The organism is Edwardsiella sp. A.80236 (genome assembly GCF_044540725.1).
Taxonomy (GTDB): domain Bacteria; phylum Pseudomonadota; class Gammaproteobacteria; order Enterobacterales; family Enterobacteriaceae; genus Edwardsiella; species Edwardsiella tarda.
Window position 1 is genome coordinate 1 of sequence record NZ_JBIUCY010000031.1, and the last position, 14,251, is coordinate 14,251.

General features: G+C 52.7%; 14 protein-coding genes and 1 pseudogene. 4 read left to right on the plus strand and 11 right to left on the minus strand.

Going from position 1 to position 14,251, the window contains the following annotated elements; all coding sequences use genetic code 11:
* Positions 1-167: 167 nt before the first annotated feature.
* The 5 genes from ACEQFP_RS16735 to ACEQFP_RS16755 form a co-directional block, all read right to left on the minus strand.
* Positions 168-551, minus strand: a complete 384-nt coding sequence (locus ACEQFP_RS16735) for a hypothetical protein (RefSeq protein WP_302528785.1) — start codon at positions 549-551, stop codon at positions 168-170.
* Between the two features lie 155 nt (positions 552-706).
* On the minus strand, positions 707-1,108 hold the full coding sequence (locus tag ACEQFP_RS16740; protein WP_265845195.1) for a hypothetical protein: 402 nt from the start codon (positions 1,106-1,108) through the stop codon (positions 707-709).
* On the minus strand, positions 1,105-1,947 hold the full coding sequence (locus ACEQFP_RS16745) for a hypothetical protein (RefSeq protein WP_302528784.1): 843 nt from the start codon (positions 1,945-1,947) through the stop codon (positions 1,105-1,107). Before ACEQFP_RS16745 ends, ACEQFP_RS16740 begins: the two co-directional genes overlap by 4 nt.
* Before the next feature lie 331 nt (positions 1,948-2,278).
* Positions 2,279-2,872 (minus strand): DNA endonuclease SmrA, encoded by a 594-nt coding sequence (gene smrA / locus ACEQFP_RS16750; RefSeq protein ID WP_005291149.1) that lies wholly within the window; start codon positions 2,870-2,872, stop codon positions 2,279-2,281.
* Positions 2,869-3,525, minus strand: coding sequence for a TVP38/TMEM64 family protein (locus ACEQFP_RS16755; RefSeq protein ID WP_370547572.1), 657 nt, complete (start codon positions 3,523-3,525; stop codon positions 2,869-2,871). Before ACEQFP_RS16755 ends, smrA begins: the two co-directional genes overlap by 4 nt.
* A 238-nt stretch (positions 3,526-3,763) precedes the next feature.
* On the opposite strand from ACEQFP_RS16755, the gene ACEQFP_RS16760 reads away from it, so the two are divergent.
* On the plus strand, positions 3,764-4,501 hold the full coding sequence (locus tag ACEQFP_RS16760) for a 4'-phosphopantetheinyl transferase superfamily protein (protein WP_005295690.1): 738 nt from the start codon (positions 3,764-3,766) through the stop codon (positions 4,499-4,501).
* A gap of 76 nt (positions 4,502-4,577) precedes the next feature.
* Here ACEQFP_RS16760 and ACEQFP_RS16765 read toward each other — a convergent pair whose 3' ends face one another.
* Positions 4,578-5,915, minus strand: coding sequence for an NCS2 family permease (locus ACEQFP_RS16765; RefSeq protein WP_035602796.1), 1,338 nt, complete (start codon positions 5,913-5,915; stop codon positions 4,578-4,580).
* A 210-nt stretch (positions 5,916-6,125) separates the two neighbouring features.
* Here ACEQFP_RS16765 and adeD point away from each other — a divergent pair, with 210 nt between their 5' ends.
* Both adeD and yieH read left to right on the plus strand, forming a co-directional pair.
* Positions 6,126-7,901, plus strand: coding sequence for an adenine deaminase (gene adeD, locus ACEQFP_RS16770; protein WP_370547114.1), 1,776 nt, complete (start codon positions 6,126-6,128; stop codon positions 7,899-7,901).
* A 63-nt stretch (positions 7,902-7,964) separates the two neighbouring features.
* A complete protein-coding gene (yieH, locus tag ACEQFP_RS16775) occupies positions 7,965-8,636 on the plus strand; it encodes a 6-phosphogluconate phosphatase (RefSeq protein ID WP_035598609.1) in 672 nt (223 codons plus the stop codon).
* 70 nt (positions 8,637-8,706) lie between these two features.
* Here the strand turns inward: yieH and phoU are convergent, their stop codons facing one another.
* Genes phoU through pstS form a run of 5 tightly spaced genes read right to left on the minus strand, consistent with a single transcriptional unit; the run spans position 8,707 to position 13,233 of the window.
* A complete protein-coding gene (gene phoU, locus ACEQFP_RS16780; RefSeq protein WP_005295697.1) occupies positions 8,707-9,429 on the minus strand; it encodes a phosphate signaling complex protein PhoU in 723 nt (240 codons plus the stop codon).
* Between the two features lie 17 nt (positions 9,430-9,446).
* On the minus strand, positions 9,447-10,226 hold the full coding sequence (gene pstB / locus ACEQFP_RS16785) for a phosphate ABC transporter ATP-binding protein PstB (RefSeq protein WP_005291170.1): 780 nt from the start codon (positions 10,224-10,226) through the stop codon (positions 9,447-9,449).
* Positions 10,227-10,271: 45 nt separating this feature from the next.
* Complete coding sequence (gene pstA, locus ACEQFP_RS16790; protein WP_005295702.1) at positions 10,272-11,159, minus strand: phosphate ABC transporter permease PstA; 888 nt, start codon at positions 11,157-11,159, stop codon at positions 10,272-10,274.
* A 1-nt stretch (position 11,160) separates the two neighbouring features.
* Positions 11,161-12,132, minus strand: coding sequence for a phosphate ABC transporter permease PstC (pstC, locus tag ACEQFP_RS16795; RefSeq protein WP_005291184.1), 972 nt, complete (start codon positions 12,130-12,132; stop codon positions 11,161-11,163).
* A gap of 60 nt (positions 12,133-12,192) precedes the next feature.
* Positions 12,193-13,233, minus strand: a complete 1,041-nt coding sequence (gene pstS / locus ACEQFP_RS16800; RefSeq protein ID WP_005291187.1) for a phosphate ABC transporter substrate-binding protein PstS — start codon at positions 13,231-13,233, stop codon at positions 12,193-12,195.
* 349 nt (positions 13,234-13,582) lie between these two features.
* Here pstS and ACEQFP_RS16805 point away from each other — a divergent pair.
* Positions 13,583-14,176, plus strand: a pseudogene (locus tag ACEQFP_RS16805) (glycosyltransferase); the annotation flags it as partial.
* Positions 14,177-14,251: the final 75 nt, after the last annotated feature.

Below are 14,251 nucleotides of genomic sequence, written 5' to 3' on the forward strand. Positions count from 1 at the left end.
CTGATGGATCCAACCCCTCCGCTGCTATAGTGCAGTCGGCTTCTGACGTTCAGTGCAGCCGTCTTCTGAAAACGACATCAATATAAATGGTTTCAATATTATTTTCGAGAGGGTATTGAGTGGTTTTTATGGGGTATACTCAAAAGAAACCAGCTAAGAACCAAAAATCAATCATCAAACCCAATATGGTTTCGGTAGTCGTAATCAAAGCTATCAGGGAAAATGGAAAGATCTGGTTTCATTCGCTTATGACGACTTGGCATTGGGTAGGATCTATTCAACTCCATCATATTTCTGACAAACGCAACGAATAGATAGACAGCCCAAAGTGCCAGGGACATTTGCCAACACAAATAAGTAAGTGCACACCAAAATGGTACGGCTAACCACCATCTGCATTGGATAAATGTGAAAGCTTTAAAACACCAAATGGCTAATGGCAAGCCTGCAAGCAAGAACCCCCATCCAGAGTCTTGAGCCAACATCAATCCGAGTAGCAGAACACCAAGCAACATTATATTTACTAAGTCATTTTTGAGATTTTGACTCATGTTTTCTCTCCCACTCTTCGACTTGAGATTTGCCTTGGCCTGACAATTTCTGGTTGGCTCTATAGCTGTAAAGACACCAGAAGGTGACCAAACTAAAAAATAGGAATAACCCAAGCATTCCCCACTCAAATGCCGTCATAGCTACCTCCGCTCACTCAAATGCCCATTCCTTGCAAACTGAATAACTTGGAAAACATAAAATCAGTCATTTCATCAAGTTCAGATGGTTCGAATTCAGGCACGGTAAGTGGCATACCGAAATACTGAAGGTCTCGGTAGGATGATGGCTCGAAAATGCCTTGCGGATAGCGGTCGAACGTGTTGAAAGCCTGATTCAGCCTGAGATCAACAATCCAACCATCTGGAAGCTCAATCCAGCTATGGGGATAGACTAATTCTCCCGTGCTCTTGCATTTGACACATCCAACTCTAGGCTGATGAAACAGCGAATTTCTCGTCAATAGATGACTGATCAGGTAAGTAAGAATTACGGGGTCCGTTTGAACTTCATCCATCGCCAGAACAATATTGTCTAGCTCCTGATATTCACTTTTCATAATGCAGGCTCCTTAAACAACAGTTGTTCCCCTTGCTCATACAGCACTGGATATGGGAGAGATTGGCCATCCTTAACGACATGGTTTGGTGGGTAATAGATCACCATCCACGATGGCAATGCAGCACTGACGGCTCTATAAAACTCATCAATTGGAAAGTTTTGTGGTCCTGACTGGCGGAAAACAAAGCGAGAATAGTTCTTCAGGTGATTAGCAGTGATGTTATAGCTTTCGGATTCACCATCTTTAATGTAGTGCGGGCTCTTCCAGAGATAAGGCGTCGTAATGTTGTAAGCAATCACACATTGACCAATACCACATCCATGGTCAGCGCTTTCAACAGACCAAAGAATCATGGGATGGCCATCAATTTTCGGCACTTCAACATTACTCAGCTTAGTGACATTCAACGCCATATCATCGGCCACATGCAGGATTGCCTGCTCGATAAGATGCACGTATTTCTCATAAGCCTGAGATTCTGAAGTAGCAGCAGATGCGGGCATCCATCCCATTAGACTTGGTCTAGCCGAGGGATTGTCTGGTGTCATCATGATATCGGTAGCGTTAAACGCGAACGTCTGCGTACCAGAAAGACGACTAAGCGGATCATCCAATGAAGTAGTTAACCTAGCGAACTCAAGCAACGGAACCAGCATACCCTTGCTATAAGAGTGGGTACCATCGTAGGAATCTCTCAAATCCAAATCGTAGATGCCTCCGGCTCGCGCTAGATTTAAAGCCCGAGATTCATCTTGAGCATAATGACGAGGCTCGGCTGCACAACCAGACAAGGACACACATAAAGCAATTAATGATAAAGATGGGTATTTTTTCATGATTACCTCCTGCTTTATAAAGATTCGCATGGAGGCAGAAAAACGCAAGAGCATTCGTGAATTTATTATTATAAATCAATAGTTTGCACCAACAGAACAAACTTCAAAATGAGTAACAATACAGATAATAATTTTGTCCCACTTTCCCAGATATCCCACTTTTAACATGCTAAAAATCCCCTAGAATGGGTTCTTCCATGGCAAAACCTAACAAAAGGTTGCACTCCACATGTGCGCCAACAGCTTTCTAACACTTTGAGTGGTTTTACATTTTTAGTTTCTGCATCGGCAAGTAAGTGAGAGGGCGGCGGGGTAATTAACCCCGCCAAGCTCAGCCTAAGCGCTTCTGATGGCGTTCACGGTTATCGGCTTTACGCCGCTCGCTCTTACGCAGTAGGACATACAGGGCGCCGCTACCGCCGTGACGCCGCTCGGCACTGTGTAGCGCCATCACCTCGGGGATCTGCGGTAGCCAGGCGCTGACATAACTCTTCAGCAGCGCCTGGGGCTGGCTACGCTCCCCCTTACCATGCAACACCAGTACGGTGCGGATGTCGCGCGCTAAACAGTCCGCGATGAACTGTAGTAAGGCGCTCCGGGCCTCGTTCAGGGTATGACGATGCAGATCCAGCACCGCCTGCAACGCATATTTTCCCAGACGCAGCTTACGGTAGACCCCCTCCTGGATTCCTTCGCGTTTAAATCCCACCAGATCGTGGGGGTGTAACATCTCGACGCCCTCCAGAGAGAGATAATCCGACGATGCCGTCGATACCTGCTGCGCCGCCGCGCGCCGGGCGAGCTGAGCCTCGCTCGGTGCACTCTGCAGGGCAAGTTGTACCCGATCGGAGAGTAAAGGCTTCACCCCGACCATCGCTTGATGAAACAGCATATCGCGCTCCATCACGTCCTCTTCCTGACTCATCGTTTAGCCTCCACGCTTGAGGGTTGATCCTGAACCACCGTCAGACAACGCCGATACACTCGACGGGCCGCCTGCGTCAAGGCGAACAACAGCACTCCACACAGCAACAACTCCACACTGACACGCCAGGTGATACCTTGCTCGGCTAACGTCGCCGCCAGGTAACTATACACCCAGGTTCCCGGCAACAACGTTAAGGCCGATATCAGGGTATAACGCCAGAAGCCGATATCCGTCAGCCCATAGGCATAGTTCTGGATGTTATAGGGGAACAAGGGGACTAAGCGGGTAAAGATCAAAAAATCGACGCCATAGACACCGATTCCGCGGGCGATACGTTGAAACAGGGGACGATCACCGAAACGTGACAATAACCACTCGCGTCCTAAATGACGCGCCAGCAAGAAGGCACAGGCCGACGCTAATGTCGCGGCCAACAAGGAGAGCAATGTGCCCCAGAAGGCGCCAAACAGCAGCGCCGCCGCGATCACCAAGGCGCTGCCCGGAAACAGTAACAGCGAGGCAACGACGAAAAGTAGCACATAGCCGATCGCCCCATAAAAAAATCCGAATGTGCCGAGCAGTTGACGCAACGCCGTCAGATCCGAACACAACGCGCGCAATGGTGTGCACGCGAGGCCGACCACCAGCAATATCAAGGCTACCCAGGCGAACCCGCGCTTACCCCTTCTTTTCCATCATCATGACCTCTCAGTTCACACTCGCGGCAGACAACTGGCGCAAATCAGTGCGCTGCGCCACACATTACATACATAGCAATTATCAAATTTTGCCAAAGGATAAATAATTCTCAGGGGTATAGACAACATACATGCGCTCAACTTATCGGCGCCTGTCGCACAATCTGGCTCGATAATGCAGGGAGTGACTATGGAAAGCCACTTTATCTGGTGGAACACAGAGCATCGCCCGTTAGACGTCCATCGCCTGACCGAAGACGTCATCGCCACCTCGCTCCACTACTCACCCAAGCGACGTGAGCGCTTTCTGCATGCCCGCGTGGCGCTAGCCGAACTGATGGCGATTCTGTATGGCTACAGTAAGTTGCCACGCACGGCGATCGACCGCCATGGTCGCCCCTTCTTCATCGATCCAACGCTGCCCGACTTTAGTCTGGCCTACGCTGGCCATATCGTCGGTGTGATGCTGGGTTGTACCGGTCAGGTTGGCCTCGACATCGAGGTGATCCGAGCGCGCCAGGGTGGATTTATCCCCTTGCAACAACAGTGGTTGAGTAACACGGAGAAAGCCTGGATTGCCCGGCAGGAGGATCGTTTAGAGGCGATAACCCAGCTCTGGACCATCCGCCAGTCGATCTTAAAAATCTCTGGGCTCGGTGACAGCGGGCTGCCAACCCTACATATCCAACCCGGTGCCGGTAAGCTGCGATCCAGCGTAACGCCTCAGGTTGAGACCTTGAGCGCCATCCATCATGACATGGCCTGGTCCTGTAGCCGCAGCCCGGCATTGCAACGCCTACACTACTGGCACATGCAGCCGAATGGACGCTTGGCCAACGTCGATAAGGAGAAACGCCAAGAGCTAGACCACTCTCCCAGTTTTCTCCGCTTTACGAGTCACACCATCCTACAGGCGATCCCGGACTAACCGCGACATCGGCGTACCACCAATAACAAGGGAGGGCCGAAGCCCTCCCTATCGTATCATGCGTATGTCCCGATGATCAGTGCGCGTCAACCAATACAATCTTCAGCACAAATAGCAGCGCGACCGCGACAACACAGGGGCTGATTTCACGCCAGCGACCGGTAAACGCCTTCATCACGCAATAGGAGATGAAGCCCAACGCAATGCCTTCGGTGATCGAGAAGCTAAAGGGCATCATCACGGCGGTAATAAAAGCCGGTACCGCCTCAGTGAGATCGTCCCACTTCACTCGAGCCAGACTCGACGTCATCAATACACCGACATAGATCAACGCCCCCGCGGCGGCGTAGGCCGGCACCATAGCAGCCAGCGGAGAGAGGAAGATCACCAGCATAAACAACAGCCCCACCACCACGGCAGTCAGACCGGTACGGCCGCCGACGGAGACGCCAGAGGAGCTTTCGATATAGGCGGTAACGGAGGAGGTACCGATGAACGAGCCTGCCACCGAGCTGATGCTATCGACATACAACGCCTGCTGCATGCGGGGAAATTTACCGTTGGCATCCGTCAGGCCAGCCTTATCCGTCACCCCGATCAGCGTACCGGAGGAGTCGAACAGGTTCACCAGCATAAACGAGAAGATGACGCCAGACAGGCCGATGTTGAGTGCTCCGCTCAGATCCACCTGACCGACCACACTGGTCACACTCGGCGGCATGGAGAATATCCCGCTGTACTGCACGTCACCCAGCAGCAAGCCAATGGTGGTTGTCACTACAATGGAGACCAGGACGGCGGCGTGGATATTACGGGAAGCCAGGACGGCGATAATGAAGAAACCCAGAGCCCCCAGCAATACATGGTGCGAAGTCAGCTCACCGACTGTCACCAGCGTATCCTTGTTTGGCACGATGATGCCCGCGTTCTTCAGCCCCATCATGGCGATGAATAGACCAATCCCGCTGGTGATCCCGACACGCAGGCTCAGCGGAATATTGGCGATCATCCAGTAACGGATGCGGAATACCGTCAATAGAAACAGGCCGACAGCGCCCCAGAAGATCGCCCCCATACCGATTTGCCAAGAGATCCCCATGGCACCAACGACGACAAAGGCGAAGAAGGCGTTCAATCCCATGGCCGGTGCCAAAGCAACCGGCAGGTTGGCCAGCAACCCCATCAGAATACTCCCGAAGGCGGCGATCAGACAGGTGGTGACAAATACCGCCTGGGTGTCCATGCCGGCCGCACTCAAGATCTGCGGGTTAACGAAGACAATGTACACCATGGTAAGGAAGGTGGTGAAACCGGCGATCACCTCGGTCCTAACGGTGGTACCATGCGCCTGAAGCTTAAAGACGCGCTCGAATACGCCCCGGGAAGAGGGTGTCGTGGACTGGGATGGGCTCATACATGAAATCCGTATAGTGTCTTGGATGGCTATCCTATACTAAAAATGCCAAATTATGATGTCTGTCACATCCTTTTTTTGGTGTTTTTTTGCCACCGATCAGCCAACGTGATGTAACGCAAACGCTTGTATACATAAAATCGCTACAATAGACAAAGAAAAACGCTTTAATATCAAAATGATAAAAACAACAAGATTAAGGTAATCACAATGAAAAATATTAGCCTCAAGCACACGCAATCGCTTTCTCGCACAGCAATGTTGCATCTTCTGGCCGTTTCCCGTGGCGAGCAACCTGCCGATATTCGTATCGATAATGTTTTACTGCTAGATCTCATCAACGGCGGTACTCGACCGGGCCCCATCCTGATCAGCGGCGATAGCATCGCTGGCGTCGGCCCCGACTATGCCGATGCCCCGGCCCGCCAGCATATCGATGCCGGCGGCGCCGTCGCCGTACCTGGCTTTATCGATGCTCACCTCCACATTGAATCCAGCATGATGACACCGATCACCTTCGAGAGTGTGACGCTACCGCTTGGGGTGACCACCATCGTCTGCGACCCCCATGAGATCATCAATGTGATGGGTGAAGCGGGGCTAGCCTGGTTCTTACGCTGCGCCGACGGTGCCCGGCAGAATCAGTTTGTCCAAGTCAGCTCTTGTGTACCCGCATTGGCTGGCACCGACGTCAATGGCGCCGAGTTCCCACTGCCGGCGATGTTGCATTACCGCGATCATCCCCACGTTTTAGGCTTGGCGGAGATGATGAATTTCCCTGGTGTCATCGCCGGTGATGAATCTACCCTAGATAAACTGGATGCCTTCCGCCATCTCACGCTGGATGGCCATAGTCCAACGTTGCATGGCAAGGCGCTGAATGCCTATCTGGCGGCGGGAATCGAGAACTGCCATGAAACCATGGCGCTAGAGGAGGGACGGGAGAAGTTGGCACTCGGCATGGCGCTGATGATTCGAGAAGGGTCGGCGGCACGTAACCTGGATACCCTGGCACCGCTGATCACCGAGTTCAATAGCCCACAATGCATGCTATGTACCGATGACCGCAATCCATGGGAGATCGCCCATGAGGGACATATCGATGCATTGATCCGCCGTCTGATCCAACAGCATCATCTAGCACCGCATGTGGCGTATCGCGTCGCCAGTTGGTCGGCAGCGCGCCACTATGGCCTAAAACGGCTGGGTCTGATCGCCCCAGGGAAAAAGGCCGACATCGTCCTGCTGGATGATGTCGAGCAGGTCACCATCCGCCAAGTTTTCGCGGGAGGTCAACCCGTTGATGGTGCACAGTTACTACGCGATGCTGCGGTGCGCCAGCTGGCGAGTTGCCCGCCGCAGCACAACACCGTACAGCGGGCGCCATTAAGCGCCGACGATTTGACGCTGACGCTGACACCCGGTACGGCCTACCGCGCACTGACGCTGATCCCCAATGAGCTGATCACCCCGGCCTGCATCGTCCGCTGGCAGGGTGATGGTTTCGATACTCCAGATGTCTGCCGTATGGCGGTGATGGAGCGCTATGGTCACGGGAAGGCCCCGGCGTTAGGCCTACTGCATAACAGCGGCCTGAATAAAGGAGCCCTGGCGGCCACCGTCAGCCACGACAGCCATAACATCGTCACCATCGGGCACGATCCGGCGGAGATGGCGCAAGCCGTCAATCAACTCATCCAAGACGGCGGCGGGCTATGCGTCGTTGCCGACGGCCAGGTCCAGGCGCATCTGCCATTACCTATCGCCGGGTTAATGAGCTCTTTGTCGGCCGAAGAGATCGCTGAGGTAATCGACCAACTCAAACAGGCTTGCCACGCATGCGGTATGACCTTAAACGAACCCTTCATCCAGATGGCGTTCCTTTCCCTGCCGGTGATCCCGTCACTCAAACTGACTAGCCTCGGTCTGTTCGATGTCGATCACTTCTGCTTTACCGAGGTTCGCATGGACGAGGAGAGCGTTTAAACTAGGCAGAAATCTTGATACGGCGCGGGGGCTTTCCGCGCCGACTGGCCAAAAGGGACGACCATGAGCAGTATCCGCTGTATTCTCTTCGACTGTGACGGAACGCTGGTAGACAGCGAAATCATCTGTAGTAAAGCCTATGTCAGTATGTTCGCGCGTTATGGGATAACGCTATCCCTGGATGAGATCTATCGCGAGTTCAAAGGGGTGAGACTGTATGACATCATCGATATCATCCAACGTCGTCACCCTTTTCACGCCGATCGCGCAGAGATGGAGTCTCACTACCGCGCCGAGGTCGCGCGCCTGTTCGCTAGCGAACTCCAGCCAATCCCACACGCCCACGAGTTATTGAGCCAGATCTGCGTCCCTATGTGTACCGCCTCGAATGGGCCGGTCAGTAAGATGCAAAGCTCACTCGGCGCTACCGGTATGCTGCCATTCTTCGGCGATCATCTGTACAGCGGCTATGATATCCAAAGTTGGAAACCCGAACCGGATCTGATGCACCATGCGGCGCAAAGCATGGGAGTGACGATCGAGGAGTGCATTCTGGTGGATGACTCACCGGCCGGCGCACATGCCGGGATCGCCGCGGGTATTCCGGTCTTCTACTTTTGCGCCGATCCCCATAATCCGCCCATCGATCATCCCTTGGTGACCGCCTTCGATGATCTGCGCCAATTACCCTCGCTATGGCGCCAACGCGGCTGGCAACTGACTCACACCGCCTAGCCGCCTAATAGCAACGAGCCGCCCTGCGATGCAGGGCGGCTCGTCGGTAAAACGTATTGGCCAGATAGGCTTACTGCTCTCGACTTCCGGCTAACAACTGCTCCAGATCGTCGCCACCGATATGGCGGAAATCCTGACCTTTCACATAGTAGAAAATAAATTCGCAGATATTCTGGCAACGATCGCCGATGCGCTCGATGGAGCGGGCACAGAATAACGCCGTCAGCACGCTGGGGATGGTCCGTGAATCTTCCATCATATAGGTCATCAGCTGACGAACGATCCCTTCATACTCCTGATCGACCTTCTTATCTTCCCGATAGATACGAATGGCTTCATGCAAATCCATACGCGCGAAGGCGTCCAGCACATCGTGCAGCATCTGCACCGTATGCTGCCCCAATGACTCCAGGCTAACCAGCAACGGTTGATGCTGCTGGGAGAACTTCTCCAACGCGGTACGACAGATCTTATCGGCCACATCACCGATGCGCTCCAGCTCAGAGATAGTCTTGATGATTGCCATCACCAGGCGTAAATCGCTGGCGGTCGGCTGACGCTTGGCAATAATTTTGACGCAGGCCTCATCGATGGCGATCTCCATCATATTGACCTTGGCATCTCCCTCGATCACACGACGCGCCAACTCGGCATCCTGATTATGCATGGCAGTAATGGCATCAGTGAGTTGCTGCTCTACCAGGCCCCCCATGCTCATTACCTGAGTGCGGATATGCTCAAGCTCGGCATTAAACTGGCCGGAGGTATGCTTGTTTAAATTCAAATTATCCATATTCCCTTCCTCAACCATCAGCCATAACGACCAGTAATATAATCTTCCGTCTGCCGCTGTGCCGGTGCGGTAAACAGTTTATCCGTATCGCTAAATTCGATCAGCTCACCCAGATACATAAATGCGGTATAGTCGGAACAACGCGCCGCCTGCTGCATGTTATGGGTCACGATCACCACGGTATAATCCTGCTTCAGCTCGGTGATCAGCTCTTCGATGCGACTGGTCGAGATGGGATCCAATGCCGAGCAGGGCTCATCCAGCAGCAGCACCTCCGGACGGATAGCGATGCCGCGCGCGATGCACAGACGCTGCTGCTGACCGCCAGATAGGCTGTAACCGCTCTGATGCAGCTTATCCTTGGTCTCATTCCACAGGGCGGCCTTGGTCAGGGCCCACTGCACACGCTCATCCATATCGGCGCGTGACAGCTTCTCGAACAGACGAACACCGAAGGCGATATTGTCATAGATCGACATTGGGAAAGGCGTCGGCTTCTGGAAGACCATCCCCACCTTGGCGCGCAACAACGCCACATCTTGGCTATCCGTCAGGATGTTCTGACCATCCAACAGGATCTCCCCCTCGGCGCGCTGCTCCGGGTAGAGCTGGAACATCTTGTTAAAGGTACGCAACAGCGTCGACTTGCCACAACCGGATGGGCCGATGAAGGCGGTGACTTTATTCTGTTCAATATCCAGCGAGATATTCTTCAGCGCATGGAATTTACCGTAATAGAAGTTCAGATCGCGTACCTGAATTTTACTGTTGGTCGTGTCTGTCACTACATTACTCATCGTTTTTCTCTCTGTGAGCGGTGCCGCCGTGACGGCACCCCAAAATTAGTATTTTTTCTTGGCGAAAATCACGCGGGCCACGATATTCAGCAGCAAGACACACAGCGTGATCAGCAGTACACCAGCCCAAGCCAGCTGTTGCCACTCCGCAAACGGACTCATGGCAAACTTAAAGATGGTGACCGGCAGGTTAGCCAGCGGCTGCATCATGTCGGTGCTCCAGAACTGGTTGGAGAGTGACGTAAACAGCAGCGGCGCGGTCTCACCGGCGATACGGGCGATGGCCAACAGTACCCCGGTAATAATCCCCGAGACCGACGCTTTTAGGGTGATCGCCGAAATCATCTTCCACTTCGGCGTACCCAGCGCATAAGCGGCCTCACGTAGGCTATCAGGCACCAGCTTCAACATATTCTCGGTGGTACGAATAACGATGGGCACCTGCAACAGCGCTAGCGCAATCACGCCAGCCCAACCGGAGAAGTGCTGCATCTTCGCCACGACGATGGTATAGACGAACAGACCGACGACGATCGATGGCGCAGACAGTAAGATATCGTTAATAAAGCGAGTCACGTTAGCCAACAGACTATTACGGCCATACTCAGCCAGGTAGATCCCCGCCATGATGCCCAGCGGCGTGCCGATCACCGTTGCCCACAGGATCAACAGCCCGGAGCCGACGATGGCGTTAGCCAACCCGCCCCCCTCGGTATTCGGCGGTGGCGTCATCTCAGTAAACAGCGCCAACGACATACCATCGATGCCACGGGTGAAGGTAGAGAATAGGATCCATACCAACCAGAACAGACCAAAGGCCATGGTGCCCATCGACAGGCACAGGGCGATGCGGTTCTTCTGCCGACGCCAAGCCTGCATGCGGCGACGAGACTCCGCCAGCTGCTGCGGGTTTTGCACATCCATCGTTGCCATCTTAACGTCCCTCATTTTTCGCCAGGCGCAGGATCATCAGCTTGGACAACGCCAACACGATGAAGGTAATCACGAACAGGATCAGTCCCAGCTCCATCAGCGCGGCGGTGTGCAACCCAGACTCGGCCTCGGCGAACTCGTTGGCCAATGCCGAGGTAATACTGTTACCCGGCATATACAACGAGAAGCTATCCAGCTGGTAGGTATTACCGATAACGAAGGTGACCGCCATGGTCTCCCCCAGCGCACGCCCCAGACCCAGCATGATGCCACCGATCACCCCATTTTTGGTGAAGGGTAAAACGATGCGCCAGATGACCTCCCAGGTGGTACAGCCGATGCCATAAGCCGACTCTTTCATCATCACCGGCGTCTGCTCAAACACATCGCGCATTACCGCCGCGATGTAAGGGATGATCATGATAGCCAGGATCACCCCGGCAGCCAGGATGCCGATGCCGAAGGCCGGGCCAGAAAATAGGGTACCGACGATGGGAATGCCAGCCAGCAATTCACCCACCGGGGTTTGAAAATATTCGGCAAACAATGGCGCGAAGATAAACAGCCCCCACATGCCGTAGACGATACTGGGGATCGCCGCCAACAGTTCGATCGCCACCCCTAAAGGACGACGCAACCAGTTGGGAGCCAACTCGGTCAAGAATAGCGCAATACCGAAACTGACCGGGACGGCAATGATCAACGCGATCAGCGAGGTCACCAAGGTACCGTAGATCGGCACCAAAGCCCCGAACTGCTCTGCTGGCGCATCCCATTCTTTGCTCCACAGGAAGGCGAAGCCAAACTTCTCCATGCTGGGCAGCGCGGCGATGATCAGGGAAACGATGATGCCTCCCAGCAACAACAACGTGATCAGCGCCGCCAGCTTGACCAACAGCGCAAAAATCACATCTCCGAGCTTACTCGGCGCTCTCATCATCGGCTGTTTATTAACGGAAGGCGAATCAGCCATGTCTATCTCTTCTTAAACGATCATGATAGGGCACGCCCGGAAGGGCGTGCCGAAAAATCATCAATACAGGGCGTTACCGCCGCTATCCTTGACGCTCGTCTTCCAGGCCGCGCGGATCTGCTCCACCACGGACGCGGGTAAGGTGGCATAATCCAATGCATTGGCCTGCTTGGCGCCATCGTTATAGGCCCAATCGAAGAACTTCAGTACCTCAGCCGTCTGCTTTGGCTTGGTCGATGCCTTATGCACCAGAATAAACGTCGTCGAGGTGATCGGCCATACATTATCGCCCGCCTGGTTCGTCAGATCCTGAGCGAAAGAGCGGCTCCAATCGGCCCCTTTAGCCGCATTGCTGAAGCTGACCTCCGTCGGGCTAACCGCTTGACCATCAGCAGAAACCAGTTTGGTGTACGCCAACTTATTCTGTTTAGCGTAGGCATACTCGACGTAGCCAATAGAGCCCGGCAGACGCTGGACAAAAGCGGCGACGCCGTCATTGCCCTTACCCCCTAAACCGGTCGGCCAATTCACCGTCGAACCGGCACCAACATCGGCCTTCCATTGCGGATTAACTTTGCTCAAGTAGCTGGTAAAGACGAAAGAGGTACCGGAACCATCCGCACGCCGCACCACGGCAATATTCTGATCCGGCAGTTTAACGCCCGGATTGAGTTTGGCGATCGCCGCGTCATTCCACTTCTTAATCTTACCCAGGTAGATGTCGCCCAGCGTCTCACCATCTAATGTCAACTCACCCGACTTCACCCCCGGTAGGTTCACTGCCATCACGACCCCACCGATCACGGTAGGGAATTGAAACAGACCGTCGGCCGCCAACTTCTCATCGCTTAGCGGTGCATCGGAGGCACCGAAATCGACGGTGTTCGCGATGATCTGCTTCACGCCGCCTGAAGAACCAATACCTTGATAATTCACTTTGTTACCGGTTTCTTTCTGGTAGGAATCGGCCCACTTGGCATAAACCGGCGCCGGGAAGGTAGCGCCGGCACCTGTCAGGCTCTCAGCGGCGAAGGCCGGGGTGGCACTCAAGGAGACGGTCGCGGCGACAATCCCAGCGACAGCGGTACGCATCAGTTTCATATTCCCTCCAGGGAAGCGTTATCAAGCTAACGTATCAACAATCGGATCAAGTATGGTGCAGGAAGCAAAATAAGGCAGTTTGATGACAGTAAAATGTATGGATTATGACAGTTTTATGACAGTTGATCGTGGGAGGGAGAAGGAGGAGAAGAAGTCAGAGGAGCATCCGAGACGACCACGTTTATGAACGACAGCCCAGTGGCGAAGATAAGCTTCTTATGCAACTTTCTAGACAATATCACATTTACGATCAGATAATCATCTATCTCTTTGATGATATTGCTAACCATTCATGGGATAATATAAAAATTTTCTATATCATAAGATATGTTTACAGGGTAACTAATAAATGATTCACCAAGATAACGATAAGCAACATATTAAACTGTCTTATGTGACACATTTTTATTGCAATCAGAAAAGTCTTGAATCTATATTTTCTTTGTTGCGAAAGTATGAGCAACTACCGTTATCCCTGCGTAGCGCAATTGAATTTATTATCATCGATGATGGCTCACCGATTTCTTATCAAATTGAAAAGTTTGATTTAAACATTACCTGGCTAAAAATTACTGAAGATATTAAGTGGAACCAAGCCGGAGCGCGCAATCTCGGTGTGACCTATGCAAAGTCAGATAAGATATTGCTCACTGATCTTGACCATGAACTACCCGAAGAGACGTTAAGCTATTTAATTAAAACTAAAAACCCAGGTAGAAATTTTTATAAAATTTATCGCCGCAGCGATGAGCGAGGCCTCTACAAAGGCCATTCCAATCTCTTTTTTATGTCGCGAGCGCGTTTCTTCCGTCACTTTGGCTATGACGAAGAGTTTGCTGGGAATTATGGTGCGGAAGACTATCGCTTTGTTAAATATCACAAATACCATGGTTCTCGACAGAAATATTTGCCTAAAAAGTTTGTCTGTTATGAAAGAAAGTTAGGCTGTGTCCCTTAATTGTATAATTTCTTGTAAAACAATCTGATACAACCCAACTTAACCATTGCCAGATAATTC

Bases quoted from the DNA above. Each gene is read 5' to 3' on its own strand.
- ACEQFP_RS16735 (WP_302528785.1), bottom strand. From the start codon at position 551: ATGAGTCAAAATCTCAAAAATGACTTAGTAAATATAATGTTGCTTGGT.
- ACEQFP_RS16740 (WP_265845195.1), bottom strand. From the start codon at position 1,108: ATGAAAAGTGAATATCAGGAGCTAGACAATATTGTTCTGGCGATGGAT.
- ACEQFP_RS16745 (WP_302528784.1), bottom strand. From the start codon at position 1,947: ATGAAAAAATACCCATCTTTATCATTAATTGCTTTATGTGTGTCCTTG.
- smrA (WP_005291149.1), bottom strand. From the start codon at position 2,872: ATGAGTCAGGAAGAGGACGTGATGGAGCGCGATATGCTGTTTCATCAA.
- ACEQFP_RS16760 (WP_005295690.1), top strand. From the start codon at position 3,764: ATGGAAAGCCACTTTATCTGGTGGAACACAGAGCATCGCCCGTTAGAC.
- ACEQFP_RS16765 (WP_035602796.1), bottom strand. From the start codon at position 5,915: ATGAGCCCATCCCAGTCCACGACACCCTCTTCCCGGGGCGTATTCGAG.
- adeD (WP_370547114.1), top strand. From the start codon at position 6,126: ATGAAAAATATTAGCCTCAAGCACACGCAATCGCTTTCTCGCACAGCA.
- yieH (WP_035598609.1), top strand. From the start codon at position 7,965: ATGAGCAGTATCCGCTGTATTCTCTTCGACTGTGACGGAACGCTGGTA.
- phoU (WP_005295697.1), bottom strand. From the start codon at position 9,429: ATGGATAATTTGAATTTAAACAAGCATACCTCCGGCCAGTTTAATGCC.
- pstB (WP_005291170.1), bottom strand. From the start codon at position 10,226: ATGAGTAATGTAGTGACAGACACGACCAACAGTAAAATTCAGGTACGC.
- pstA (WP_005295702.1), bottom strand. From the start codon at position 11,159: ATGGCAACGATGGATGTGCAAAACCCGCAGCAGCTGGCGGAGTCTCGT.
- pstC (WP_005291184.1), bottom strand. From the start codon at position 12,132: ATGGCTGATTCGCCTTCCGTTAATAAACAGCCGATGATGAGAGCGCCG.
- pstS (WP_005291187.1), bottom strand. From the start codon at position 13,233: ATGAAACTGATGCGTACCGCTGTCGCTGGGATTGTCGCCGCGACCGTC.